General features: G+C 73.7%; 20 protein-coding genes. 8 read left to right on the top strand and 12 right to left on the bottom strand.

The window, feature by feature from the left end:
* Window positions 1-107: 107 nt before the first annotated feature.
* Window positions 108-1,469 (bottom strand): NAD(P)/FAD-dependent oxidoreductase, encoded by a 1,362-nt coding sequence (locus IEY99_RS29620; protein WP_189207386.1) that lies wholly within the window; start codon window positions 1,467-1,469, stop codon window positions 108-110.
* Between the two features lie 136 nt (window positions 1,470-1,605).
* Window positions 1,606-2,199, bottom strand: a complete 594-nt coding sequence (locus tag IEY99_RS29615; protein WP_189207385.1) for a hypothetical protein — start codon at window positions 2,197-2,199, stop codon at window positions 1,606-1,608.
* A gap of 113 nt (window positions 2,200-2,312) precedes the next feature.
* Here IEY99_RS29615 and IEY99_RS29610 point away from each other — a divergent pair, with 113 nt between their 5' ends.
* Complete coding sequence (locus IEY99_RS29610) at window positions 2,313-3,302, top strand: MsnO8 family LLM class oxidoreductase (RefSeq protein WP_189207384.1); 990 nt, start codon at window positions 2,313-2,315, stop codon at window positions 3,300-3,302.
* A gap of 3 nt (window positions 3,303-3,305) precedes the next feature.
* Here the strand turns inward: IEY99_RS29610 and pulA are convergent, their stop codons facing one another.
* The 3 genes from pulA to IEY99_RS29595 form a co-directional block, all read right to left on the bottom strand.
* Window positions 3,306-8,639, bottom strand: coding sequence for a pullulanase-type alpha-1,6-glucosidase (gene pulA, locus IEY99_RS29605; protein WP_373293465.1), 5,334 nt, complete (start codon window positions 8,637-8,639; stop codon window positions 3,306-3,308).
* A gap of 154 nt (window positions 8,640-8,793) precedes the next feature.
* Complete coding sequence (locus tag IEY99_RS29600; RefSeq protein ID WP_189207382.1) at window positions 8,794-9,621, bottom strand: siderophore-interacting protein; 828 nt, start codon at window positions 9,619-9,621, stop codon at window positions 8,794-8,796.
* 112 nt (window positions 9,622-9,733) lie between these two features.
* Window positions 9,734-10,951 carry a PucR family transcriptional regulator gene (locus tag IEY99_RS29595; protein WP_189207381.1) on the bottom strand — a complete coding sequence of 406 codons (1,218 nt, stop codon included), beginning with the start codon at window positions 10,949-10,951 and terminating at the stop codon, window positions 9,734-9,736.
* Between the two features lie 109 nt (window positions 10,952-11,060).
* Between IEY99_RS29595 and IEY99_RS29590 the strand changes: the two genes are divergently transcribed.
* Window positions 11,061-12,143 (top strand): ferredoxin reductase, encoded by a 1,083-nt coding sequence (locus IEY99_RS29590; RefSeq protein ID WP_189207380.1) that lies wholly within the window; start codon window positions 11,061-11,063, stop codon window positions 12,141-12,143.
* A 12-nt stretch (window positions 12,144-12,155) separates the two neighbouring features.
* On the top strand, window positions 12,156-13,334 hold the full coding sequence (locus IEY99_RS29585; RefSeq protein WP_189207379.1) for a fatty acid desaturase family protein: 1,179 nt from the start codon (window positions 12,156-12,158) through the stop codon (window positions 13,332-13,334).
* A 2-nt stretch (window positions 13,335-13,336) separates the two neighbouring features.
* Here IEY99_RS29585 and IEY99_RS29580 read toward each other — a convergent pair whose 3' ends face one another.
* Window positions 13,337-14,587 (bottom strand): FAD-binding protein, encoded by a 1,251-nt coding sequence (locus tag IEY99_RS29580; RefSeq protein WP_189207378.1) that lies wholly within the window; start codon window positions 14,585-14,587, stop codon window positions 13,337-13,339.
* A 13-nt stretch (window positions 14,588-14,600) separates the two neighbouring features.
* Window positions 14,601-15,854, bottom strand: a complete 1,254-nt coding sequence (locus IEY99_RS29575) for a YncE family protein (protein ID WP_189207377.1) — start codon at window positions 15,852-15,854, stop codon at window positions 14,601-14,603.
* A 139-nt stretch (window positions 15,855-15,993) separates the two neighbouring features.
* Here IEY99_RS29575 and IEY99_RS29570 point away from each other — a divergent pair, with 139 nt between their 5' ends.
* The 3 genes from IEY99_RS29570 (at window position 15,994) to IEY99_RS29560 (ending at window position 18,581) form a co-directional block, all read left to right on the top strand.
* The gene (locus IEY99_RS29570; protein ID WP_229799363.1) at window positions 15,994-17,142 is read left to right on the top strand and encodes a PucR family transcriptional regulator; all 1,149 of its coding nucleotides are present in this window, start codon (window positions 15,994-15,996) and stop codon (window positions 17,140-17,142) included.
* A gap of 83 nt (window positions 17,143-17,225) precedes the next feature.
* Entirely contained in the window at window positions 17,226-17,879 is a 654-nt protein-coding gene (locus IEY99_RS29565; protein WP_229799362.1) for a DUF6230 family protein, read from the top strand.
* Between the two features lie 9 nt (window positions 17,880-17,888).
* On the top strand, window positions 17,889-18,581 hold the full coding sequence (locus IEY99_RS29560; protein ID WP_189207375.1) for a hypothetical protein: 693 nt from the start codon (window positions 17,889-17,891) through the stop codon (window positions 18,579-18,581).
* A 51-nt stretch (window positions 18,582-18,632) separates the two neighbouring features.
* On the opposite strand, the gene IEY99_RS29555 is transcribed toward IEY99_RS29560, so the two are convergent.
* Together IEY99_RS29555 and IEY99_RS29550 are read right to left on the bottom strand one after the other, a co-directional pair.
* The gene (locus IEY99_RS29555; protein WP_189207374.1) at window positions 18,633-19,322 is read right to left on the bottom strand and encodes a TetR/AcrR family transcriptional regulator; all 690 of its coding nucleotides are present in this window, start codon (window positions 19,320-19,322) and stop codon (window positions 18,633-18,635) included.
* Between the two features lie 42 nt (window positions 19,323-19,364).
* Entirely contained in the window at window positions 19,365-20,321 is a 957-nt protein-coding gene (locus IEY99_RS29550; RefSeq protein ID WP_189207373.1) for a lamin tail domain-containing protein, read from the bottom strand.
* Window positions 20,322-20,560: 239 nt separating this feature from the next.
* On the opposite strand from IEY99_RS29550, the gene IEY99_RS29545 reads away from it, so the two are divergent.
* Complete coding sequence (locus IEY99_RS29545; protein WP_189207372.1) at window positions 20,561-21,493, top strand: lipid II:glycine glycyltransferase FemX; 933 nt, start codon at window positions 20,561-20,563, stop codon at window positions 21,491-21,493.
* A gap of 91 nt (window positions 21,494-21,584) precedes the next feature.
* Window positions 21,585-23,159 carry a UDP-N-acetylmuramoyl-L-alanyl-D-glutamate--2,6-diaminopimelate ligase gene (locus IEY99_RS29540; RefSeq protein ID WP_189207371.1) on the top strand — a complete coding sequence of 525 codons (1,575 nt, stop codon included), beginning with the start codon at window positions 21,585-21,587 and terminating at the stop codon, window positions 23,157-23,159.
* Here the strand turns inward: IEY99_RS29540 and IEY99_RS29535 are convergent.
* From IEY99_RS29535 to IEY99_RS29525, 3 genes are all read right to left on the bottom strand, one after another.
* Complete coding sequence (locus IEY99_RS29535; RefSeq protein ID WP_189207370.1) at window positions 23,116-23,937, bottom strand: hypothetical protein; 822 nt, start codon at window positions 23,935-23,937, stop codon at window positions 23,116-23,118. The two genes, IEY99_RS29540 and IEY99_RS29535, sit on opposite strands and share 44 nt — an antisense overlap.
* A gap of 97 nt (window positions 23,938-24,034) precedes the next feature.
* On the bottom strand, window positions 24,035-24,628 hold the full coding sequence (locus IEY99_RS29530) for an FHA domain-containing protein (RefSeq protein WP_229799361.1): 594 nt from the start codon (window positions 24,626-24,628) through the stop codon (window positions 24,035-24,037).
* Window positions 24,625-26,358: a serine/threonine-protein kinase gene (locus tag IEY99_RS29525; protein ID WP_189207369.1), complete on the bottom strand. Its 1,734-nt coding sequence runs from the start codon at window positions 26,356-26,358 to the stop codon at window positions 24,625-24,627. The genes IEY99_RS29530 and IEY99_RS29525 overlap by 4 nt, the downstream gene beginning before the upstream one ends.
* Window positions 26,359-26,500: the final 142 nt, after the last annotated feature.

The following is a 26,500-nucleotide window of genomic DNA, read 5'->3' as shown; positions in this document are numbered from 1 at the left end:
CGATCGATCGAGGGAAGCGTGGCGTAACGACAGTCTGGACGGAATCTGGCGCCCGGCTGAATGGGATCTAGCTCACCTCCTCCTTTCGGCCGGGTGCCGGCAGGCGGCTACTTCGGCGCGTCCGGCCCGGTGGACACCCTGCCGCGCGCGAACGGGTCGCCGTACTCGCGGACCGCGGCCCGGGCGTACGCCTGCTGGAAGGTCGCCACCCGCTCGGCGCGGCCCCGGCCGAGGAAGCTGACGAACCAGTGCAGCACGGCCGTCACCCGGTTCTTGAAGCCGACCAGGTAGAGCAGGTGGACGGCGAGCCACATCAGCCAGCCCACGAAGCCGGAGACGTGCACCTTGCCGATGCTGGCCACCGCGTGGAAGCGCGAGATGGTCGCCATGCTGCCCTTGTCGAAGTAGGTGAACTTCTGGCCGGTCTCCCGGCCGGCGAGGCGGCGCTTGATCTGGTCGGCGGCGTGCCGTCCGCTCTGGATGGCCACCTGGGCGACGCCGGGCAGGTTGTCGAGGGCCATCATGTCGCCGACCGCGAAGATCTCCGGGTGCCCGGGCAGGGTGCAGTCCGGCTCGACCAGGATCCGGCCGGCCCGGTCGGTCTTCACCCCGGCGGCCGCGGCGAGCTTGCCGGCCAGCGGCGGTGCGGCGACGCCGGCGGCCCACATCTTCGTCATCGACGAGATGCGCTCGCGCCCGCGCGGGGTGTCGACGTCGATGCCGGTGGCGTCCACGCCCACGACCTTGGTCTCCAGCTCCACCTCGACGCCGAGCAGGTGCAGCTGGCGCAGCGCCCGCGTGGACAGGCGGTCGCCGAAGGTCTTCAGCACCGCGTCCACGGCGTCGATGAGGATCACCCGGGCCCGCCGCGGGTCGATGTGCTTGTACTGCCCGGGCAGGTTGCGGTGGGCCAGCTCGGCGATCTGCCCGGCCATCTCGACGCCGGTCGGGCCCGCGCCGACCACGACGAAGGTCATCCACCGTTCCCGCTCGGCCGGGTCCTCGTGCAGGTCGGCGAGCTCGAAGGCGCCGAAGATCCGGGCGCGCAGCTCGAGCGCGTCGTCGATGCTCTTCATGCCGGGCGCATGGTCGGCGAAGCCGTCGTTGCCGAAGTAGGACTGGCTGGCGCCCGCGCCGACGACGAGCGTGTCGTACTCGACCGTGTAGTCGATGCCGGGCGCCGAGACGAGCACCTTCTTCGCCGCGACGTCGACGTCGGTGACCCAGCCCAGCTTGACGTCCACGTTCCGCTGGCGCTTGAGGATCTCGCGGATCGGCGGTGCGATCTCACCCTCGGAGAGGATCCCGGTCGCGACCTGGTAGAGCAACGGCTGGAAGAGGTGGTACGCGGTGCCGTTGATCAGCGTGATGTCGACGTCGGCCCGGCGCAGCGCCTTGGCGGCGAAGAGGCCCCCGAACCCGGCTCCGACGATCACCACACGATGCCGTCGAGCAGTTCCTTGCGCCATCTGGGCCTCCGGTGTTCGTGGTTCTCCCCCGCGTACGGTACCAACGCGGGGACGGGCGATCGGCTGGTCGCGCCCACCCTGTACCCGAGGTCGCGGCATGGGCACATCTTCGTGAGGACAGTCACCCGGTTCGCCGTCAGGAGCAGCTGTGCTCCCAGTGCCAGCCGATGAAGGCGTGGCGCAGCTGCACGCTCTGGCGGCACGTGGCCGTGCCGTCCGCCGCGACCGTGACGGAGGTCTCGTGGGTGTTGTGGTACCAGCGGCCGGTCGGGTCGAAGATGCCGCGATAGCCGAACTCGGCGCGGGTGGTGACCGTGGAGCCGGTGGTCCGGGCGACGTCCTGCACCGTCCACCCGGCGTTCCAGGGCTCCCGGTTGACGTGCGTGTCGTAGGTGGACGACGTCGCATCGGTCCGGGTGGTCAGCGAGGTCATCAGAATGTTGCAACAGTCGTACATGTCGGAGGAGGTGCGGTAGGCCCGCGGCCCGGCCTTGGTCCCGGCCACCGCGGCAACCTCCACGCGCCCGTACGCGACCTGGCAGTTGCCGTCCACGACGGCGGTGCGCCGCACCCGCCGGCCCTCCGCGGGCAGGGGAAGGGAGTCGTCGATCCGCAGCCGGCCGCACTCGCGCCGGGCGGGCTCGGCCGCGGGCGCCGGGGAGGCGGGCGCGGTCAGCAGTCCTGCCAGGGCGAGAGCCGCCGCACCGAGGGCCGGGATCGATCGCCGCATCTGGTTCTCCTCACACGAGCCGTCTTCGGGTCCGGCGAGGATTCGATCACACTCCCCGCCGGGCCGCAGTGCGGCCGGGGTCCGGGCGGGCACGCTCGGTTAGAGTTCCGGGCATGAGCCTGCCGCCACTGTCCATCCTGGAGGTCGCGCCGGCGGAGCGGGGCCGCACCGCGTCGGAGGCCCTGGCCGCCACGGCCACGGCCGTCCGGGCGGCCGACGAGCTCGGCCTGCGCCGCGCCTGGTTCGCCGAGCACCACGGCGCCCCGCTCATCGGCAGCGTGGCCCCGCCCGTGCTGATCGCGCACGCGGCGGCGACCACGTCCCGGCTCCGGGTCGGCTCGGGCGGGGTGCTGCTGCCGAACCACGCGCCGCGGGCGGTCGCCGAGCAGTTCGCCACGCTGGACGCGCTGCATCCCGGCCGGATCGACCTGGGGATCGGCCGCGGCCCCGGCACCTTCGACGCCTCGGTCGTCGCCGCGCTGCGCCGCGGTGCGCCGCCGGCCACCGCCGACGACTACCGCGCGGGGATCGTCGAGCTGCTCGGCTACCTGTCCGGCGACGGCGGGCCAGCGCTGCTGCCCGGCTATCGGGCCGCCGTGCAGCCGTGGTTGCTGTCCTCCAGCACGGCGGGGGCGTCGCTCGCCGGCGAGCTGGGTCTGCCGGTCGCGTTCGCGCACCACATCCGCCCGCAGAACACCGCGGAGGCGCTGGACCGCTACCGCGAGGCCTTCCGGCCGTCGCGCTGGCTCGACCGGCCGTACGTGATGATCGCCGTGGAGACGGTCTGCGCCGACACCGACGCGGAGGCGGACGCGCTCGGCCGCCCGCTGGACCTCGTCAAGGCCGACCTGTTCGCCGGGCGGGCCGACCGGCCCCTGCTGCCGCCCGCCGAGGCGGCCGAGGTCACCCTGCCCGCGGAGGTGCAGGAGCGGCTGCGCGACTACCGTGCGCAGCAGGCACACGGCTCACCCGCGACCGTGGCCGCGCGGCTGGCGGCGCTGGCCGCCGCGACCGGGGCCGACGAGATCATGCTGTCGACCACGGTCTACGACGCGGCGGCCCGCCGGCGCTCGCTCGAGCTGGTGGCGAAGACCACCGCCTGAGCCTCAGCTGCGCACGAACACCGCCACGGATCTCGCCGGGACGGTGAAGGTGCCGGTCGCGGCGGCGAAGGACGCGGTGCGCACGGCGGGATCCGCCGCGGCCCGCTGGACCGGGTGCAGCTCGACGTGCGCGCCGCGCAGCGCGGGGACGGCCTGGGTGGCGGTCGCCGGGGTCGCGTTGAAGACCACCGTGAGCGACGTCCAGTGCGGGTCGAGGCCGCGCGCGTCGAGGGTCATGGTGATGACGCCCGGTGTCTCGGCGGTGCCGGACAGCGGGAACGACAGCCGCTTCTGCACCTCGGCGGCGTCCGGCAGGGCGAACACCGGCGACGAGCGGCGGATGCTCAGCAGCTCACGGTAGGTGGCGTCGGCCAGGCCGATCGCCGCGCAGTCCGGCGTCAGCGCCGGGTCGGCCAGCAGCGGCTTCGCGTACGGCCACTTCGCCTCGTTGTCCGCGGCCGGGGGCAGGCCGCGGCCGAAGCCGTTGCCCCGGGCGCAGTCCCACTCGATGCGGTTGAACCAGTCCCCGGAGTTGTACGAGTTGCGGTCCAGCGACTTCGACCGCAGCCGCTCGCTGCCGGTGGCGGCGAAGCCCGTCCCCTGTCCCAGCACGGTGGTGGCCAGCGCCAGCGACTGCATGCGGGCCCGGTCGGTCGCCGACGTGCGCTGCGGCAGCTTGAAGGCGAGCGCGTCGTACAGGATCTCGTTGTCGTGGGCGTCCACATAGGTGACCGCCTCGGCCGGCGCGGCGGCGTACCCGGCCGGCGAGCCGTTGTAGTCGATCTGCGCGCCGGTCTTCACCGTGCCGTCGGAGGCGGTGAACGAGTACGCCGCGAGGTTGCCGCTCAAACCGACCTTGACGAGGTCCTGGTAGTGCCGCAGCCGGGCCCGCTGCTCCTCGGCCGTCCCGTTGACCGGGTCGCCGTTGGGGTCGGTGAACAGGCCGGTGCCGAAGCCCTGCACCCTCGGGTTCTCGTCGAACGGGCCACCGCCGCGGACGGCGTCGCGCAGCCGGTCGTTGAAGGTGCCGATGCCCGTACCGGCCAGGTTCGCCTGGGTCGCCTGCTCGAAGCGCGCGTCGCCGGCCACCTCGCCGAAGTCCCAGCCTTCGCCGTACAGCAGGATGTTCTTGCCGTCCACACCGTCGCGGGCGAGGGTCAGCCGGTCGAGGGCGGCCCGCACGGCCAGGATGTTCGCCTTGGGGTGGTGGCCCATCAGGTCGAACCGGAAGCCGTCCACCTTGTACGCCCGCGCCCAGGTGACCACGGAGTCGACCACGAGCTTGCCCATCATGGCGTGCTCGGGAGCGGTGTTGGCGCAACACGTGGAGTTCGCGACGGAGCCGTCGGCGAGCAGCCGCTGGTAGTAGCCGGGGACGATCTGGTCCAGCACCGAATGGGGATCGGTGCCGGCCGCCGAGGTGTGGTTGTACACCACGTCCATGACCACGCGCAGGCCGGTGCCGTTGAGCGCGGCCACCATCCGCCGGAACTCCTTGGTCCGCGCCGCACCCTCGGGATCCGGGGCGTAGCCGCCCTCCGGCGTCGTGTAGTGCAGCGGGTCGTATCCCCAGTTGTAGCCGTCGGTGTCCGCCACCGCCGCGACGCACTTCTGCTGCTCGGCGGAGTCCGGTGGCAGCGCCGCGAGGTCGCAGGCGGGCTGCTTCTGGTCGGCACCCCGCTCCGGGATGGTGGCGAAGTCGAACACGGGCAGCAGGTGCACGTGGGTGGTGCCGGCCTGCGCGAGCCGCCGGAGGTGCTGCATGCCGGCGGAGCCCGGGTCGGTGAACGCCGCGTAGGTGCCCTGCTCGGAGAAGTCGCGCACGGACAGCTCGGTGATCTGGGCCCGGCCGGGCGGCGCGGGCTTGCGGAGCCGGTGCCAGCCCGCCGGGGCCAGGGCCGGATCGGTCAGGTCGGCGATCTGGCTGTGGGTCGAGTTCGCCGACAGCGCCAGCGAGTACGGGTCGGTGACGCTCGCCGTGACGACCGTGCGGGCGGCGGGCTGCCAGGCGGTCACCCGGTACCGGTAGTACCTGCCCTTCCAGTCCCGGGCGCCGGTGACCGACCAGACGCCGGTCCGGGCGTCGCGGGTCATCGGCACGACCCGGACCGCCGAGCCCGGGGTGTCGGAGAGCTCCAGCTGCACCGACGTCGCGGTCGGCGCCCACACGGCGAGCCGGGGACGGCCGCCGTCGAACACCGGGCCGAGCCGCGCGCCCGTGGCGGCGGAGTAGACGTCGTCGAGCACACCGGCGATCTGCACGCCGGTCGCGGCGAGCAGCTTGCCCTGCGCGTCGCGCTCGGTGACCGCGACCTGCCCCTTGACGATCTCGCGGACGTCGGTGCGGCGCGGGAGCGTGAAGGCGCCGTACTGCCACAGGTGCGGGAACTTACGCCGCTGCGCCTCGGTGAGGCCGTTGCGCTGGGCCTTCAGCCGCAGGCTGTGCTCGGGTTTCGCCGGGTCGAGGCCGCCTCCCGGGGCCCAGATCAGGTCGTAGACGCGGCCGTCCGTGCCCGCGCCGACCGGTTCCAGGCTGCCGCCGGTGCCGGTCTTCCACGCGATGGTCGCGCGGTCCAGCCAGACGGCGGCGGACTTGGCGAGGTCCACCTCTCCCCCGCCGCCGGCCTTGCGGACCGGGGGCACCAGCCGGTCGGGGACGCCGGAGAGCAGCCACACCTCCCGCCCGGCGGAGGCGAGGTCCAGCCGCTGATCCCCGGGCAGGTCCTTGAGATCTCCCTTGTGGATGATGTAGTTCAGCCCGGTGGCCCCGGCGGCGAGCGGCACCCGGAAGGTCACCCCGAAGGAGTCGGAACCGGCGGGCGGCAGCGGCGCCGACCAGTCCGTCGGGTCCGCGGCGCCGTCCCACACGTGCAGGCCCCAGCCGGTGTAGTCGCCGTCGGCGCGGCGGTAGTGGATGATCGCCGTGTTCTCGTCCTGCACCACCGGCGGCGGCTCGGTGCCGATCGCCGGATCGCCCTGCTTCAGCCAGATCTCGGGATGGACCGCCGGGTCGAGGAAGCGATCCGCGGCGACGTCCTTGGTGCCGTTCTTGTCGACCACGACGAAGCCCACGTTGCGCGCGCCGGGCTTGAGCTTGACCCAGGCGAAGCGGCCGTACGCGTCGACGCCGGCGAACGGCTGCCCCTGCGGCCACGGGGTCTGCGCGGACTGGTCGACGTCGCCGAAGGCGTACAGGCTCCAGTCGTCGTAGTCGCCGTCCGGCCGCTGGTAGTGCACGACCGCGTAGTCGGGGCCGGACTGGACGACGGGGGTGCCTACCTTGATCGCGCTGGTCGTCACGGCCGTACGCCCCCTGCTGTCGCGGACCGTGGCCCGGTAGGCGACCGGGGTGGCGCCGGCGAGCCCGGTCAGGTCGTGGAAGACGCGGTAGGGCGCGGTGTCCGCGGTGCCGAGGGTCCGCCAGCGGCCGTCGCCGGTCTTCGCCTCGAAGCGGACGGTGGCGAGCGGGTCGCCGGTGACCGCGGCCGTCAGCTCCGTGCGCGCGGGCACGTACGCCCCGGGCTCCGGCGCGGTGATCCGCACGGTGGGAGCGGCGGTGGGTGCGGCGACCGTCCTGCCGGCCCGGTAGGCGACGGCCGACAGGGCCGGGACGGTGAAGGTGAGCTTGCCGTCGGCACCGGTGGCCGCGGCGCCCGCGCCGCCGTAGACACCCTGGAACGACGTGCCGCGGGTCCACGTGTCGATGGTGACCGTCTGCGCGGTGGTGGCGTTGTTGACGGCGATCACGTACTCGCGCCGCTGGGCCCGGTCCAGGCGGGAGGCCGCGAAGACGCCGGGACCGGTGGCGGCGTGCCGGGTCACCTGCAGGCCGTCGCGCAGGGCGGGGTGGGCCTTGCGCAGCGCGCCGAGCGCCGCGATGGTCCGGTAGACGGGGTGCGAGGTCTCGTAGTTGGCCTGGGCATGGGTGCGGTCCGTGCCGAGCAGGTCGTCGTCGAGGTAGTCGGGCGTCCGGCTGGCGAACATGTCCTGCCGGGCGTCCTTGTCCCCGCCCGGCCCGGTGAAGCCCTGCTCGTCGCCGGAGTAGATCACCGGCTGGCCGCGGGTGAGGAACATCAGCTCGTGCGCGAGCTGGTCGCGGCGCAGGTGGGTGGCCGGGTCGGTGCCGCCCGCCGCGACGAAGGAGCCGATCCGGCCCATGTCGTGGTTGCCGAGGAAGGTGGGCAGCCGGTCCGCCGTGGTGTCGTCGGTGGTGTAGAGGTCGTCCTTGGCGTACAGCGCGGCCAGGGCCTCGGCGGAGCCGCCGTCGGCGGTGTAGGTCCGCGCCGCGGCCTGGAAGGAGAAGTCGAGGGTGGCGGGCAGGCCGCCGCGGCGCACGTACGTGGACTCGATCTCCTGGTCGGCGCTGTAGACCTCGCCGAACATGAAGAAGCCGGGCTTGCCCGCCTGCCTCGCGGCGGCCTCGATGCCCGCCGAGAACTGCGGCCAGAAGTCCAGGTTGGAGTGCTTGACGGTGTCCAGCCGGTAGCCGTCGATGCCGGTGTTCCTGATCCAGTCGGCGTAGATCTTCGTCATGCCGCGGACCACCTCGGGACGCTCGGTGAAGAGGTCGTCGAGGCCGAAGAAGTCGCCGTACTCGCTGTCCTCGCCGACGAAGGTGGTGTCGCCGCGGTTGTGGTACATCCGCGGGTCGTTGAGCCACCCGGGGACCTTCACGTTCCGGTCCTCGGCGGCGATCACCGGCGTGTACGGGAACGACCCCGCGTTCACGGGCGGGAAAGCGCGGGTGCCGTCGGCGTAGTTGCGGTCCTCGAAGGTGCGCCCCTGCGCGTCGCGGTACGGCTTGGTCGCCTTGTCGACGTAGCCGTACTTGTTCTCGGCGTACTTGATGACGTCGGCGGTGTGGTTGACGATGATGTCCAGGTAGATCTTCATGCCACGCCGGTGCGCGAGCTCGACCAGGCGCGTGAGGTCGGCGTTGCTGCCGAAGTGCGGATCGACCTGGGTGAAGTCGGTGATCCAGTAGCCGTGGTACCCGGCCGAGACGTCGGCGCCGTTCACCTGCACGGGTCGGTTCTTGAAGACCGGCGCCAGCCAGATCGCGGTCGTGCCGAGCCCCTGGATGTAGTCGAGGCGGTCGATCACGCCCTGCAGGTCTCCGCCGTGGTAGAAGCCCTTGTCCGCCGGGTCGTACCCGGTGGCGAGCCGGTCGCCGGGGAGGCCGCCGCGGTCGTTGCCGGTGTCGCCGTTGGCGAAACGGTCCGGCAGGACGAAGTAGAACTGCTCGTTGGCGGCGGTGCCGCGGGCCGCCGGTGCGGGCTGGACCTGGGCCGCCGCCGGAGCGGAAACCGGAACCTGCACGCCGAGCACGAGAAGCACGGCGAGCAGCAACGCGCTCGCCCGCGAGGTCTTCACATCGAGGCCTTCCTATCCAGCGGGACGACGCACGCTAACTCCCGCCGGACCCCCATGCAAGGATTTGCAAGGCCTGACTTGTCGTTTCATCGCATCGTGCGGGAAGGCACGCACGGTCCTATGCGGCCTGTTCCGCCTCGACCTGCCGGTTCCACTCGCGCTTGGCCGACTGCCAGCCGTCCTCGTTCAGGCCCCGCCGCCAGTAGCCGGAGATCGACAAGCGGTCCATCGGCACCTGCTTCTCGACGCGCAGCAGCCGCCGCAGCTCCTTGACGAAGGTCGCCTCGCCGTGCACGAAGGCCTGCACGTCCCCGTCCGGCCAGGCGAGGCCGCGCACCGCCGCCACCAGCGCCTCGCCGACCGGGCGGGCGCCGCGGTGCAGCCAGGTGACCTCCGCCTTGGCGGCCGTCTCCAGGGCCTGCTCGTCGGCCGGGCCGGCGACCTCGACGAAGGCGTGCACGCGCGCCCCCGCGGGCATGGCCTCCAGCGCGGCGGCGATCGCGGGCAGCGCGCTCTCGTCGCCGGCGAGCAGATGCCAGCCTGCGGCCGGATCGGGGGCGTACCCGCCGCCCGGCCCCAGGAACCGCACCGGGTCGCCCACCCGGGCGGCGGCCGCCCACGGCCCCGCGACGCCCTCGTCGCCGTGCACCACGAAGTCGAGCCACAGCTCGGGAACCTCCGGAAGCCAGCGCCGGACCGTGTACGTCCGCACGACCGGCCAGCTCTCCCGGGGCATGGTGGCGCGGATCAGCCCGAGGTCGAACGGCTCGGGATAGGCCACCCCCGGGCGCGGGAACTGCAGCTTGACGTAGTGGTCGCTGCACGCGCCCGCCGCGAGCCCGCGCAGCCCGGGCCCGCCGAGCACGAGGCGCACCATGTGCGGGCTGAGCCATTCGACGCGGGTCACGACACCGGTCCGGCCCACCGGAGAGGCAATGTTCGACATGGGCAGACTTCTTCCAGGCTCGACGAGATCGAGGTAAGGCTACCCTTATCACGCCGACCTATCCGGGCCGGCCGCGCACCGGACATGGGATGTGGGTCACGCCCAGGAAAGGTCACGCCGTCGCCGAAGGCGGCCGGCCTCGGGCCGGCATCGACAGGGCCACCGTGAGCATGTGCAGCCACTGGGGATCGCGGAGGCGGTCGCCGTAGAGCTCGCGGAGCCGGGACATGCGGTAGCGGACCGTCTGCGGGTGGACGAACAGCTCCGCCGCCACGTCCTCGCGACGGCCCTGGTGCAGCAGCCAGCTCCGCAGGGTCTCCACGAGCTTGACCGCCGTCGCGGCGCGCTCGCCGGAGAGCGGGGCCAGCACCCGGTCGCGCAGGTCGGCCAGGGCCTGCGGGTCCGCCGTCACCACCAGGGCGAGCAGGTGGTCCTCCGTGTCCACGGCGCCGCCGACGGGAGGGCGCACCTCCAGGCGGGAGACGCGGATCGCCCGGGTGAGCGAGTCGCGGGCGCGCAGCCAGGGCCGGGCCGGGCCGACGATGGCGCCGCGCCCGGCGAGGAGCCGGATGAGGTGCGCCCGGGACGGGCCCTGGGCGTCGGGGACCAGCAGCACCGCGGTCTCCGGCAGCTCCGGGACCGCCTCGGACACCTGCAGGGTGCGGGCGTCGAACAGGTCGGCCATCGCGCGGGCGGCGCGCTCGGGCACCAGGACGGCGGTCAGGGTCTGCGGCGGGGCCCACTCGGCGCGTTCCGCCGCGGCGACCACCACCTCCGGCGGGTCGCCCGCGACCAGGGCCTGGGCCAGCAGCTCCAGCCGCCGGCGGCGGGCGCGGCCGGAGGAGGCCAGTTCGTCGGCGTGCCCGGCCACGCTGGCCGCGGACAGCTCGTCGATGTAGGCGAACACCAGCTCGGCGAAGCGGGCGATGGTCGGCGCGGGCTGGCCGGTGCTGACGCTGATGGCGGCGAACTGGCGCCAGGCGACGCGGGCGCCGATCCGGTACGCCCCGAGCAGCGCGTCCAGGCTGCGTCCGGAGCGGGCCTCGCCGCGGCCCAGGGCGTACGCGGCCTCGATCGCCGGGGCCAGCGGCGAGCCCGGGTCCGGGCCGGCCGCGCGGGAGACCAGGTTGAGGAACGTGCCGAGCGCCGCCCGGACCGCCTTCTCGATCTTGGCGCCGAGCTCTCCCGTGAAGGCCTCGGCGTACGCCGGGACGGTCGCGGTGATCGCGCCGATCGTCTGGACCGCCACCTCGGGCAGCCGCTCCCGCAGCGGGGCGACGATGTCCTCGGCGAGGCGGAAGTCGCGTACGTCGGGCAGCGTCTCGTCCATGGTCTCTCCGCGTTTCACCGTGCAGTGTTGTGCTGGACGAACAATATCCGGCGCACGATTCACTTCGTGAGGTCATGCATTCGTTCCCCGGTCACAGCAGGCTGGGGTGATGGCTCTCACGCGCACCCTGCGGTCCGGGGCCTGGCGGGTCGTTGGACTGATCACGACCCCGCTCGTCCCGGCCGACTACCTCGACGCGGTCGTCCCGCTGCGCAATCCCGACGTGCTGCGCGGGAAGATCGTCGGCGTCCGTCCCGAGACGGCGCACAGCGTGACTCTGACGCTACGCCCCGGCATCGGCTGGCGGCCACCCACGCCCGGTCAGTACGTGCGGCTCGGCGTGGACGTGGACGGCGTCCGGCTCTGGCGCTCGTACTCGGTCACCAGCGCGCCCCGCGGCACCGCCCGCGGCGACGACCGGTTCACGGTCACCGTCAACGAGGTCCCCGGCGGCGCGGTGAGCACCCACCTGGTCCGGCGGGCGCGTACCGGCATGATCGTGCACCTCGACCTGCCCGCGGGCGAGTTCACCCTGCCCGCGGTCGCCCCGCGCAAGGCGCTGTTCGTCACGGCCGGCAGCGGCATCACCCCGGTCATGGGCATGCTGCGCAGCCGGGGGCACGAGCTGGCCGACGTGGTGGTGGTGCACTCCGCGCGTACCCGCGCCGACGTGGTGTTCGGCGACGACCTGCGGGCGCTGGCCGCCCGCGGCCGCATCCGCCTGGTGGAGCGGCACACCGGGACCGACGGCCGGATCAAGCCGGCCGACCTCGACGAGCTGGTGCCCGACCTGTTCGAGCGCGACGCCTGGGCCTGCGGGCCGAACGAGCTGCTCGACGACCTCGAGGAGCACTGGGAGCAGTCCGGCGCCCGCGCCCTGCTGCGCACCGAGCGGTTCCGTCCCACGGTGGTGGCCGACGGCGCCGGGGGCGGGGACGTGACGTTCACCCTGGCCGGGAGGACGGTCCCGGCGGGCGGCGGTCAGCCGCTGCTGGAGGCCGGCGAGGCCGGGGGGGTACTGATGCCGTCCGGCTGCCGCATGGGCATCTGCTTCAAGTGCGTGCTGCCGCTGCGCGAGGGCGCCGTGCGCGACCTGCGCGACGGCACCCTCACCGTGGCCGAGCCGGGCGACGCCATCCCCGTTCAGACCTGCATCAACGCGGCCGCCGGCCCGTGCCGCATCGAGCTGTAGAAGAGGATCACCATGACCACATTGCAGCGCAAGAAAGTCAACCCGATCGCGCACCTGACGCCCGAGGACATCGAGCAGATCGGCATCGAGCTCGACGCGATCCGCGACGAGGTCATCGAGAGCCGCGGCGAGAACGACGCGAAGTACATCCGCAGGATGATCTCCATCCAGCGCCGGCTGGAGCTGGGCAGCCGGGTGGTGCTGTTGTTCTCGATCTTCCCGCCGGCCTGGCTGGTGGGCACGGCGGGGCTGTCGATCGCCAAGATCCTCGACAACATGGAGGTCGGGCACAACATCCTGCACGGGCAGTGGGACTGGATGCGGGACCCGAAGATCCACTCCTCGACCTGGGAGTGGGACAGCGCGACGCCGGCCGAGCAGTGGAAGCACTCGCACAACCAGCTGCACCACACGTACACGAACGTGGTCGGCAAGGACAACGACCTCGGGTACGGCATCATGCGCGTCGACGAGGACCAGCCGTGGACCCCGGCCTACCTGGGCCAGCCGTTCTACAACCTGGTCAACGCGATCTTCTTCGAGTACGGCATCGCCGCGTACGACCTCGAGCTGGGCCGCAACCTCAAGACCAAGAAGCGCCGCCGCTCCGAGGAGTTCAAGACCCGGCTCAAGCAGGTCCGGCGCAAGATCGGCAGGCAGATGCTGAAGGACTACGTCGTGCACCCGGCGTTGTCCGGGCCGTCGTTCCTGCACACCATGGCGGCCAACTTCACCGCCAACATCGTCCGCAACCTGTGGACGCATTCGGTGATCATGTGTGGCCACTTCCCGAACGGCGTCGAGACCTTCGAGCGGACCTCGATCGAGGGCGAGACCCGCGGCGAGTGGTACCTGCGCCAGATGCTGGGCTCGGCCAACATCAGCGGCGGCAAGCTGATCCACATCATGACCGGCAACCTGTCGCACCAGATCGAGCACCACCTCTTCCCCGACCTGCCGAGCAACCGTTACCAGGAGATCGCGCCGAAGGTCCGGGCCCTCTTCGAGAAGTACGACCTGAAGTACGTGACCGGCCCGATGCCGAAGCAGGTGGCCTCGGCGTGGGCGAAGATCATCCGGCTGTCGCTGCCGAACCGCGGCCCGGCCTCGGTCCGCCCGCCGCGCAAGAAGCTGGACCCGGAGAACATGCCGGCGCCCCGCTGGCAGCGCGCACAGCCCAAGGCCGGCTGAGGTCAGCCGAGCAGGGCGTCCAGCCACGCGTTGCGGAAGACAGCGTCCGGGTCGTACTCGCGGGCCAGCGCCACGAAGTCGGCGAAGCGCGCGTACCGGCCGCGCACGGTGGCGGCATCGGTGGTGAAGATCTTGCCCCAGTGCGGCCGCGGGTCGAGCGGGGCCAGCGCCTCCTCGACGCGGGCCACCACCGGCAGGACCGCCCCGGCGTCGGCGATCCAGGTGAAGTGCAGCGCGAACGTGTCGCGGCGGTAGTTGGGGCTCAGCCACAGCTCGTCCGCCGCGACCGTCCGCAGCTCGCAGACCTGCAGCACCGGCGCGATCCGCGGGCCGACGGCCTGCACCGCGTCGATCGCCTCGAGGGCGCGGTCGCGGGGCACGTGGTATTCCGACTGGAGCTCCTCGCCACTGCTGGGCGTGAACTCCATCCGGAAGTGCGGCAGCCGGGTGTGCCACGGCCCGGGCTCGCCGGACTGGTCGGTGCTGTTGCGCGCCGGCATGCCCGGCACCGGGTGCCGGGGCGCGGTGGCCCGCCGGGCGCCGTGGAAGTCGCCGGCGGGCATGGGCTCGCGGCGCTTGAGCCAGACCGCGGCGATGTCCGGGGTGGACCAGGTGGTGAAGAGGCTGACGCTGTAGCCGTCGGCCAGGATCTCCGGCAGGTGCGCGGCCAGCGCGGCGCGGGGCAGGCCCTCGTAGACGTACTGGCGCAGCTCGTACGCGGGCACGACGTCCAGCGTCAGCGCGGTGACCACACCCAGCGCGCCGAGGTGCACGACCGCCCCGGCGAAGGCGTCGCCGTCGGCGTCGCGGCGCAGGGTGACCGCCGTCCCGTCGCCGCGGACGAGCTCGACGGCCGACACCGCGGTGGCGAGGTTGGCATGGCGGGCGCCCGAGCCGTGCGTCGCCGTCGCGACGGCACCGGCGACCGAGATGTGCGGCAGGGACGCCATGGTGTGCAGCGCCAGGCCCTCCGCGTGCAGCCGGGCGGCGAGCTCGCCGTAACGGATGCCGCCGTCGACCCGGACCGACCTGCGGTCCGCGGCGACCTCGGCGATCCGCGGCAGCCCGGCCAGCGACACCAGGTCCCCGCTGGTGTCGGCCATGCGGTTGAAGGAATGCCCGCTGCCCAGAACCTTGACCGGGCCGCCGGCCGCCACCAGTTCCTGCAGCTGCGCGACGGTGGCCGGCCGGTGGCACCGGCGCGCGCCGAAGACGATGTTGCCCGCCCAGTTGGTGACCCGTTCGCCGCTCACGTCCCGCAGCACATCACCTCGCGCCCGGCGGCGTCCAGGTCGCCGGGACGTGCCCGATGCGGACCCGCTGCGGGTGGTCGCCGACCGCGACGGTGGCGACCCGGCGGCCGGTCGCGAAGCTGATCGCCGTCACCCGGTCGGCGCCCGACTCCGAGATGACGCAGCTCTGCCCGTCGCCGCTGACCGTCGCCCAGTACGGCTTGCTCGCGGCGACCAGCTCCCCCGGCGCGAGGGTGGCCCGGTCGACGATCGTGGCGTAGTCGTCCACGGTCCCCGCCACGCACAGCCTGGTGCCGTCCGGGCTCATCGACAGCCCGTGGTGCCGCGAGTCGTTCACCCACGTCGTGCGGTCCTCGTTGGTGGCGGGGTTCTTCGGCAGCTCGCGGACCCGGGTGACGCGGTCGCCCCGCACGTCGTACTCGACCACCCCGCCGAAGAAGGACACCTGGAAGTACAGGGTGGACTCGTCGGGGGTGAAGACCGCCGGGCGGACGGCGTCGGAGAGGTCGCGGCGGCCGGCCGCGTCGAGGCGCGGGCGCATGTCGATCGTGCGTACGGTGCGGAAGGTCTGCGTGTCGGCGATCGTGAGGTGCCGGTCGCCCTTGGTCCAGTCCTGGGCCGGGGCGTCGAGCGACGTCGTGACCGCGCCGATCGACGAGTTCCACAGATACCGCCCGCCGTCGGTGTAGACGTTCTCGTGCGGCTGGTCGCCGGTGGGGAACGAGCCGAGCTGCCGGCCGGTGGCGATGTCCAGCACGTGCACGGTGTTGGAGGTCGAGGCCGAGACCGCGACCGACCGGCCGTCGGGCGCCACGGCCATGTGGTCGCTGCGGAAGCCGGAGACCGGGAACCGCCACCTGACGGCGCCGGTGGTGAGGTCGATCGAGACCACGTCGGCGAAGCTCGGGCGCGAGACCACCAGCGCGTCGCCGGCCGGGGTGGTGTACATGTCGTCGACGAGCTGGTCGTGACCCTCGCCGGAGCTGTACCGCACGCCGAGGTAGAAGACGAGCTTGAGCGGGTCCGAGTAGATCTCCCGCAGCCGCTCGGCCCGGTCGGGCACGACGTCGATGCGGCCGAGGGAGGCGAGGTCGCCGCGGGACTCGATGACGTCGACGGTCCCGTCCCAGTTGTTGCCGACGAACATGACCTCGCGCAGCGGTGCCGCCGCGGCCACGGGCGCCGCGGCCGGGACGGCGCCGAGCGACGCCGCCAGCAGCAGGGCGGCCAGGGCCCGGGTCTTCGACGGTACGGACGCAGCGCTCACGGACGCCTCCGGCGGACGGGCGGGGCGCGGTGGGTGTTCCGCCCGGCGCCCCGCGATGTTACTTTGCGGTAACGCATAGGGAACAATGAATGTCCCCCGTGCCGGTAGAGGACGGGAACCAATGCCGCAGCCGCCCGTTGTGCACCGACCACAACCGCGCGAGGACGCCCTCGCCGCGCTCGTGCGGGACCTGGCGGCGGACCCGCACCTCGTCGACGAGGTCGTGCGCGCGGTCGGCGCGGCGTTCCCCGAGGCGTCCCGGCGGCCGTCGGCGGAGATCCGGCACGCGGTGGCCGCCCTGCTGGCCGCCGGGTTCGCCGCCTTCACCCGCGACGGCGAGCCGGACTTCACCGAGGCCTGCCGCTTCGGCGCCGCCCGGGCCGCGCTCGGCGTGCCGGTCGCGGCGCTGCTGTCCGGGGTGCACGCCGGCCGCGGCCGGATCCTCGAGATCGCGATCGAGCGCGGGCGGGCGGCCGGCATCGCGGCCGAGGTCATGATGCAGGCCCTGCTCCGGCTGGACCGGTACGGGCTGCTGCTGGAGCGGCAGGTCGTCGAGGCGTACCGGGCGGCGCGGCGGGACCTGCGCCGCGACTACCGCGACGCCCGGAGCGCGGTGCTGCGGACGCTGCTGCTGGGCGAGCGGAGCGACGGCGTGCCGGACCCGGCCCGGTTCGGCCTGACCGCCGGCGGCCGCTACCACTGCCTGGCCGCCGACGCCGCCGACCCGGCCCAGATCCGCGGCCTGGAGGCGAGTCTGGCCCGCTGCGGCGGGGTCGTCGCCCCGGTGGCCGGGCGGCTGGCCGCGCTGGTCCCGCGGCTGCCGTCGCCGGCTCCCGCGACGCCGGCGCTCGTGGTGACCACCCCGGCGGTCGGCCTGGACCGGGCGCCGGCCGCGTACGCCCTGTGCCTGACCGCCCTGCGCGCGGCCGGCGGCGACGCGCCGGCCGGGATCCGCCGGACCGGGATGCACGGCGTGGCGGACCTGGCCGGCGAGACCGCGCTCGCGGCGCAGCCCATGCTGGCCGGCTTCCTCAGCGAGAGCCTGCTCGGCGGCCTGGACCCCGGCGACGAGTTCCACCACGAGCTCGCCTCGACCGCGCTGGCGTACCTGGACCACGGGCAACGCCTGGACCGGACCGCCGAGGCGCTGCACCTGCACCCGAACACGGTGCGCTACCGGCTGCGCCGGCTGCAGGAGCTGACCGGGCTCGGCGAGCGGCTGACGGTGCTGGAGACGGTGCGGTGGTGGTGGGCCCTGCTCTCCTGGCCCGGCCCTTCGATTCATTGACAGCTGTTAATGTCGTGAACTACCGTCCGAACTCACTGAGAAAACCCACCTTTTCTCAATCATCTCCGGACGGAGTGACGACGGTGACGGATCACCCCTCGACATCCCCGGGACGCACGAACTGGCGCCGCTTCGGCGTGGTGATGGGGCTCAGCGCCGTCGCCACCGCCGGCGTGGTCTCGCTCATCTCGAACGGCGCGCTGGCCGCGACCTTCGTGGTCTCCGGCCAGCAGTTCAAGGTGAGCGCCGACGAGCTCGTGGCGACCGGCTTCATCCAGTACGGCACGGTCGACGCCCGCCTCGACCCCGGCAGCAATCCCCCGTCCCAGAAACCCGAACCGGTCGCGGTCTCGGCCATGAAGACCGCGACGCTGAAGAACCTGTGCCAGTCGGTGGTCACCGACCTCGGCGACTTCGGCTCGGTGAGCCTGGTCATCCGCGCCGGCACCGGCGACCAGCCGGTCACCGCGCGGAACATGGTCGTCGACATGGCCCAGCTCGACGGCAACGCCAAGTTCGAGACCATCGAGATCGGCCGCGACGCGTCCACCCTCGACAAGGGGCCGGAGAACGACCCCGGCGAGAAGGCGCAGCGCCGGGAGGGCTTCTTCAGCCAGCAGGCCGAGAAGGTCACCATCACCAACCTCAAGCAGGTCGCCTGGTCCACCAACGCGGCCGAGTTCAACCTGCGCAACCTCAAGCTGGCCCTGCACTGGGGCAAGGACGAGTGCTTCTAAGGAGATCCGATGCGACACCTCGTTCGGACGGGCGTCGTCGCCGCCGCCCTCGGCCTCGGCCTCGGCGCGTTGCCCGCGGCACCCGCCCTCGCGCTCGCCCCCGGCACCACCGTCACCCCGGCCGGGCACGACTACACCGCCGCCCTGGTGAGCGGCACCACCGCCGCCTTCGTGGTCGGCAGCACCACGGTGAACTGCGCCCAGTCGGGCACCACCGGCCAGGTGCCGGCCGAGCCGGCCAACACCAGCCCCGACGGCCCGGTGGTGTCCCCGGTCAGCCCGGCCACGTTCGGCACCAACGGCGCCAGCTGCCCGACCAACGTGCCGTTCACGACGGCCCGCACCGTCTCCAACGCCACCAACGGCCCGTGGACGATCGCGTTGCAGTACGACCCCGCGGGCTCCACCGGCACGATGACCATCCCGGCCGCCGGCGTGGTCACCACCATCACCGGGCTCGCCTCGTGCACGGTCACGGTGGCACCCGACGGTCCGGCGTCGGTGAGCGGGCCGTGGCGCGCGGGCGGCGCGGCCGGACCGCCGGTGCTCGACTTCTCCGCCGGGGTCACCCTGCCGATCCGGGTGACCGGCGGCCTCGCCTGCCCCACCGGCGCGACCACGGCGACCTTCCGGGCGACGTACGAGATCACCGACGCCACGGACCCGGCCCGGCAGATCACCGTCTCGGCCCCGGAGGGCTGAGGGCGCTCGGCCCGGCAGATCACCGTCTCGGCCCCGGAGGGCTGAGGGCGCTCAGGTCCCGTTCGCCACCCGGGCGGCGTCGGCCGGGCCGAGGAAGGGCACCAGGACGAAATACGTGAGGTCGGGCAGGCGGTCCGGAAGCTCCGCCGCCCGGCCCGTCGAGACCAGGTCGAAGATGACCCCGTACACGCCGTTGACGACGGCCTCCACCACCCCGTCGGGCACCTCGGGCCCGCCGGGGCGGCGGGGCACCTCGGCGAAGAAGCCGGTGTAGCTCTCCAGCAGCAGCCGCCGCCGTTCCCGGGCCCGCGGCCCGGCGGCCAGCACCTCCACGACCGCGAGCACCGCGAACGCCGGCTCGGCGGCGAGGATCCGCAGCAGGGTGTCGAGCCCGCGGTGGATCCGCTGCGGCCAGCCGGCGCTCTGCGCGAACGCCTCGGCGACCGTCTTCTGCATCAGGCCGACCCCCAGATCGAAGGCCGCCAGCAGGCACGTCTCCTTGTCGGCGAAGTGCTCGTAGAACGCGCGCGTCGAGACGCCAGCGGTGGTGCAGACCTCGGTCAGGGAGGCGTTCACATAACCCTTCTGCGCCACCACGCGGGCCATCGCGTCGACCAGCCGGTCCCGCTGGGTGCGCGAGACGAACTCGCGGGGCAGGTCGTGCCGGCCCCGGGGCAGGCGCGCCCCATCGGCCGGGCGCGACCCGGGCAGGCGCTCGCGCTCGCCGGCGACCTCGACCATGGTGCCCCCTCGCTGTACGTCGCCGGACAGCTTAGGGCCTTGTCAGGCCGGCGGCCGGGTGCCCACCGGGTACTGCATCCAGGCGCGCATGTCGCCCTTCGGGTCGAACAGGTACGCACCGTCACCCAGCGCCCGCTCGTCGTCGGTCGGGTTGTCGAACACCGGCGAGCTCAGGCCCCAGTACCTGTGGGTCGCGGTGTCCCTGCCCGTGCCGACGTGGACGTAGAGCGAGCCGTGGGCGGGGATCACGCTGCCCGCCCGGAACGTGTAGCGGCGCAGGCCGGAGTCGCGGACCCACCAGCCGCCGATCGGGACGGCGGCGGCGGAGGCGTTGTCGAGGCGGACGTACTCCCCGTTGAGGTTGCGCTCGTCCAGGCCCTCGGCGTCGTAGTTGACGAACGCCGAGATGGCCGCCTGCTGCGACGGCCCGCTGCCGCAGGCGTCGGTGTCGTAGAGGTTGAGGCGGTCCTGCGCGGCGCGGGCCTGCGCCGCCCGGTAGGCGGCGTTCCACGCGTACTCGCCCTTGAAGGGCTGCCACAGCGTCAGCCCGCGCCGCAGCAGGTCCAGGCCGACGTCGCGCCACACCCCGCCGATCCGGACCTGGACGGCGCGCAGCGGGCGGTTCTTGCTGGCGCTCGAGGCGTGCTGGGCGGTCATCCGGACGACCCCGCCGCCGGCCCGGACGAGCTGCTCGAGCCGCGCGGCGGCGGCCACCGCGTGACACTGCCCGCGGCGGCGCGACGCAACCGTGGAGTAGACCGTCAGCTCCATGGCCTGCACGTTGATGAGCCGAATCCAGCGCGGGTTGTTGCGGCCGTCGCCGGTGACGTCCACCAGGAGGGTGTCGCCGTCGCCGACCCGGACCACCTTGCCGGTCCAGACCTGGCAGCGGGGACCGCCGCCGGTGGGCAGGCAGGAGCCGGACGCGGCCGCCGCGGGGGCGGCGACGCCGCCGGACGCGAGGACGGCGGCCAGCACGAGGGCGAGTCGGCGCAGCATGCCACTGGTATCGACCGTCACACCGCCGGCCTGAGCGAACATCCGGGAGCGCCCGGACGGCCGGTTGCGGTGTCGCCCGATGCGTCACAAATCGCGCTCAGAAACGGCCCGGCCCCGATCGCGCGCCGATTCCGCTTTAAGGTGGTCGGCGTCCCAATGCCTCGTGGAGGATTCCGATGTCACTCGATGTATCTTGGCCGTGGCACTCCGTATTGCCCGGAGACTCCTGGGACCGGAAATTGGCCGAGCGCGACGCCCATTTCCTGCAGACCACCCATTGGGCGGCATTCCAGCAGGCGATGGGACGAGAGGTCTTCTTCGGCGAGGGACCGGGCTGGCAGTGCATGGCGATCCTGGAGCGGGCCGGGGAGAATGCCCGGCTGTACGCCCCGTACGGCCCGGTGGCGGACGATCTCGAGGCATACACCGCGGCGGTGGCCGCCCTGCGCGCGCTCGGCGAGAAGTACAGCGTGCTGTTCATCCGGTCGGAGCCGTGGGCCCCGGTCGCGCAGGACGACGTCGCGGCGCTCGGCTTCTTCCGGGCCCGCAACCTGCAGCCGGCCCTGACCTGGGTGCAGGACCTGCGCAAGACCCGCGACGAGCTCTTCGGCGAGTTCTCGGCGAACAACCGCAACCGGTTCCGCAACGCCCACAAGAAGGGCCTGAGCATCACGTCGAGCACCGACCTCGCCGACGTGGAGATCCTGCTGGAGATGATCCACGACGTCTCCCGCAACACCGGCATGCAGCCGCACGAGGACGACTACTACCGCCGCCAGGCCAAGGCGCTGCTCGACCGGGACGCGGCGACCCTCTACGTCGCCCGGCACCACGACAAGCCGGTGGCGGCCGCCATCGTGTACGACAGCGCCACCACGCGCTACTACGCCCACTCCGGCAGCCTGCTCGAGGCCCGCAACCTGCACCCCGGCGGCCCGATGCTGGCCACCATGGTCCTCGACGCGCAGGCGCGCGGGCAGGCGGTGTTCGACTTCATGGGCGCCGCCCCGGCCGACCAGCCCGATCACCCGTGGGCGGGCTTCACCCAGTTCAAGCAGTCGTTCGGCGGACGTTATCGGGCATACTTGGGCACGTGGGAAATGCCCATTACTGACAAGAATCGCTTCGCTGCCCAGAGTAATTCCGCTACCCCCGGAAAGGCCGTTGGCTAACGTGGTGGATTTGTCCGAAAATGGCGATATTCCGGCGACCGGTAATCCGACATTCCGGCATCTTCTGGCCGCCATACCCACCGCCAGCCTGGTGCAGGGCGACCCGGACGCCGTGGTATCCGGTGTCACGCACGACTCGCGCCGGGTGGCGGCGGGCGACCTCTTCGTCGCCATCCCCGGCGAGCGTCACGACGCCCGCCGGTTCGTCGCCGACGCGCTGGCCCGCGGCGCCGCCGGCGTCGTGACCGAGGGCCCGGTCGACGTGCCGGACGGCACCGTGGTCGTCCGGGTGCCCTCCGCCCGCGCGGCCCTCGCCGACTTCGCGGCCGCCGTGTACGGCCCCGCCCCGGAGCGCCTGCGCCTGATCGGCGTCACCGGCACCGACGGCAAGACCACCACGACACACATGATCCACGCGGTGCTCGAGGCGCACGGCGAGCGGGCCGGGCGGCTCAGCACGGTGGGGATGACCGCCGGCGACGGCGCACCGGCGGCCGGCTTCGGCTTCACCACCCCCGAGGCGGGCGACCTGCACCGCATGCTGGCCGGACTGGCGGACGCCGGGTGCACCACGGCGGTGACCGAGGTGAGCTCGCACGCCCTGGCCCTGCAGCGGGTGCGGGGCTGCGTCTTCCAGGTCGCGGTCTTCACCAACCTGACGCCGGAGCACCTGGACTTCCACGGCAGCATGCCGGAGTACGCGGCCGCCAAGGCCCAGCTGTTCGCGATGGTGGCGCAGAAGGCGCCGGACGGGTTCGGCGTGGTCAACGCCGACGATCCCGCCTCGGAGGTCATGCGGCGGCACGGACCGGCCCGGATCCTGAGCTACGGCATCGACAACGACGCCGACGTGCGGGCCGTCGGCATCCGGTGCGAGCCCGACCGGACCGTCTTCACGCTGACCACCCCGTGGGGCGACCAGGAGATCGTCTCCGCCATCCCCGGCCGGGTGAACGTCTACAACTGGCTGGCCGCCGCCACCACCGCGCTGGGGCTGGGCCTGCCGTTGGAGGCGATCCGCGCCGCGGCGGAGGTCACCACCGTGGACGGCCGGCTGGAGAGCGTCGACTGCGGGCAGCCGTTCAAGGTGTTCGTCGACTTCGCCCACACGCCGCACGCGCTGGCGACCGTGCTGCGCACGGTCCGGCCGCAGACCAGGAACCGGCTGATGGTGCTCTTCGGGCACGCGGGCGGGCGCGACGCGGCCAACCGCGCACCCATGGGCGCGGTCGCCGCCGGCCTGGCCGACGTGGTGATGGTGACCGCGGACAACCCGCTGCACGAGGACCCGGCCGCGATCGCGGAGGAGATCCTCGCGGGGGCGCGGGAGCGCGAGGGCGGGACCACCGACATCAGCGTGAACGTCGACCGCCGGGAGGCGCTCCGCGCGCTCGTCGAGCGGGCGGAGCCCGGCGACACCATCGTCCTCGCGGGCAAGGGGCACGAGCGGTACCAGGCCCTCGCGGAGGGCAAGGTCGAGTGGAACGACGCCGAGGAGGCCCGCCGGGCGCTGGCCGCCCGCGGGTGGACCACGCCCCGCTCCGGCTCCGCCGACGCCGCACGGCGCACCGCCGTGCCGCAGCAGCGGGCCGCCAGCGACGGCCCCGCGGAGGCGTCGGCGGTCATGGCAGCGCCGGGCCGGCAGCCGGGTGGTGGCGCCTCGTAGCGGCCGGGCCCCGGGCGATCCAGCCGCAGTCGGGACAGAGATCGAAGGTGGCGTAGCGGCGGATGCGCCCGCAGCCACAGAGCGGGCAGCGGGCCGGGCGCTCCCCCGGCGGCCGGGGGCCGTCGAGGGCGAGCACCGTGAAGTCCAGCACCGTCCGCAGCAGGCCGTCGCCCGGGTCGACGGAGACCGTGCCGGTCGCCTCGGGCACGGCGGCGCGCACCACGAGCCACGGCCGGACCGCAGGAGTCGTGGCGGCCTCCGGCGCGGCCGCCGGACCGTCCGCCCGCGCCGGGCCGGCCACCGGCCCCGCCCCGGCGTCCGCAGCCGGCGCACCGCCCAGCAGGGCCGCCACGTCGGCGGGCTCCACCTGGTCGATGCCGGTGACCACGGTGGCGCCCGCGCGCACCCCTGGGGTGCCGAGCCCCTGACGCCAGGGGCGGTGCGGACCGGGACCCGGCTCCGGTACCCCCGGCCCGGCCCGCAGCACCAGACACGCCCCCGCGCCACCGTCGGCGCTGAGCATGGCGATCTTCACCGCCGCGCCGCGGCCGTCGTTGAGGCCGGACAACCGTGGCGTGCCCGCGGGCGCCGCGGCGCCGGGATGGGTCACCGGCACCGTCTCCCGCACGAACTCCCACAGGGCCGCCCGCACCGCCGGCGAGATCACCTCGTCGCAGCGCCGGTCGAGCCACCGGTCCGGGTGCCGGCGGCGGGACGGGACGAAGATCGCCGGCTGGGGCCGGGACGGCCCGTACGGCTGCGGTGACGCCGAACGCATGCGCCAAATCGTGTCACCCTGGCGGCCGTCGATCGGTGCCGGGCCGCGCACCCGGCCCCTGCCCGGGCCGGACATTGCGGACATCGGCGGCCGGGGCTCAGCCCTCCGGCGATCCGGTGCAGACGCCGCGGCGGACCGCCTCGGCGGCCAGCCGGGAACGCCGCCGCTCGGCGTTGCTCAGCAGGCCGAACTTGTCGAACAGATGGGTGAGGTGCTTCTTGACCGCGCTCTCCGACAACCCCAGCGCGGACGCCAGCTCGCGCACCGACGGCGGCTCCGGGAACGCCGTGCCGCCCGCCGTGTACGGCGCGCACAGCCGCTCCAGCACGTCGCGCTCCCGGCGGGTCAGCGCGGGCGGGGCCGGCGGCGGGTCGGTGCTCACCGTCTCCGTGGCCGGGTGGTCCGCCGGCGCCCGGAAGAGCAGCCGGGCCGGGCCGATCTCGATGCGGTCGCCGTCGCGCAGCTGCCGCGCCTGGCGCAGCCGCACGCCGTTGACCGTGGTGCCGTTGGTGCTGCCCAGGTCGCGGATCGACCAGCCGGACGGGAAGCGCTCCAGCACCGCGTGCAGCCGCGAGACGCTGCGGCTGTCGATGGTCAGCTCGTTCGCCGGCGCCCGGCCGATCGCCAGCGGGCCGGCGGTCAGCGGGACCAGCCGCACCGTGCCGGCCTGGTGCATCTCGAGGTAGCTCACGGGCAGTGCGCGGCGGTCGCGACGGTCAGCGGGGCGTCCAGGCCGGTGCCGGCCATGGTGGCGGTGGCCCGGGTGCATCCCGCGGTGGCGGCGACCGGGTCCGTCCAGAGCTCCAGCGGCTGCCCGGACGCCCGCTCCTGCGCGCCGCGCCCGGCGATGCCGAGCCGGACCGACCAGGTGCCGCGCGGCCCGGCGTTGTCGCGGTACTGCTTCCAGACCCACGCGTACGCCATCACCTTGCGGCAGCCGGGCGACCAGTACTGCTTCACGGAGACCGCCTTCTGGCCGCCGACGTAGCCGTACGCCGACTGTCCTACCTGGTAGGCGTCGGCATAGCAGAGCCCCGGGGGCGGATCGTCGTCGACCGCGTACGACAACAGGCCCGAGCCGGTGACCGCGACCGTACGCCCGGGCAGCCGCAGCGTGCCCCGGCGCGGCCCGGTGCCCGTGGGCGCGAACGCGATCCGGACCTCGCAGCCGGCACCCGGCGCGATCGGCTGGGCGCCGCAGCCGTCGGCGACGATCCGGAAGTCGGGGCCGTCGAGCGTCACCTGGCGGACCAGCACCGGCCGCCCGCCGTCGTTGCGCACCGCCACCGGACGCTCGCCCGCGGGCCCGCTGATCTCCTGACCGCCGAAGTCGACGACGGCGGGTGCGGCCACCGCCGGGGCACGCACGACGCCGGATCCGCCGGCGAGCGCGAGCGTCGCCGCCGCCACCAACGCCGCCCCGGCGGCCCGCGCCGGAACCGCCCGCCGCGCGCCGGTGACGACGGTCGCCGACATGCCGCCCGGGCGCGGCGCCCCGACGGGCGCGGAGACGAGCCCGGTGGACGCCGGGCCGGAGCCGTCACCGTCCTCGGCGCCGGCGAGCAGCGGCGTGACGGGTTCGCCGGTGGCCCGCTGGGCCTCCTGCAGCTCCTCGGCGAAGCGGGCCGCCGAGGCGGGCCGGGCGGCGGGATCCTTGGCCATCGCCCGTTCCAGCACCGCGCAGACGGCCGCGGGCACGCCGTGCGGCCGCAGGTCGGGCACGGGCCCGGCGACGACGCGCGCGACGAGGTCGCCGACGGGCTCCCGCGGTGCCGCGCCGAAGGCGGTGCCGCCGCGCAGCCACCAGAACAGCGTCGAGGCCAGCGAGTAGACGTCGGAGGCCACCGTGGCCGGCCGGCCCTGCAGCACCTCCGGGGCGGCGTGCAGCACGGTCGCGGTGACCGTGCTCGGCGGCGGGGCGGTGCGCCGCACCGGGCGGGCCAGCCCGAAGTCGGCCAGCTTCGGGTCGCCGTACCGGGAGATCAGGATGTTCTCGGGTTTGACGTCGCGGTGCAGGACGCCGGCGCGGTGCGCGCTCTCCAGGGCCCCGGCGATCGCGATGCCGCCCGCCACGGCCTCCGGCCAGGGCGCCGGCCCCCGGTCCGCGAGCGAGCCACCCTCCTCATAGGCCATGAGAAGGTACGGGTTGCCGGCCGCGGTGAACCCGGCCTGGTGCACGGTGACGATGTGCGGGTGGCCGGAGAGCCGCCCCATCGCCTGCACCTCGCGCTCGAAGCGGCGGCGGGCGGCGGCGTCGAGGCCGTCGGCGGCGAGCACCTTGACGGCGACCGTCCGCGAGAACGCCGGCTGCCGGACCCGGTAGACGACACCGAACCCGCCGCGTCCGATCTCGACGGCGTCACGGCACCCGGGCACGCCGATGTCCAGGCCGGTCACGGCCGCGGTTTCCTGGCGGCGCACGGTCGCCTCCCCGTCTTCGCCGGAGCTCGTGATTGGGCGAGGCGATGATACCGAGCCCCGCCCGGCGCCCCAGGGGAGGGAACGGTGGCCGTTTCGACACCTGTCCGCCACCCGGTGCCGGCTGCTTTTCTGGCACGGCCAA

The organism is Couchioplanes azureus (assembly GCF_014648355.1).
In the GTDB taxonomy this organism is placed as follows: domain Bacteria; phylum Actinomycetota; class Actinomycetes; order Mycobacteriales; family Micromonosporaceae; genus Actinoplanes; species Actinoplanes azureus.
Note: the sequence above shows the minus strand (reverse complement) of the source record. Positions and strands in the feature narration are given on the sequence as shown.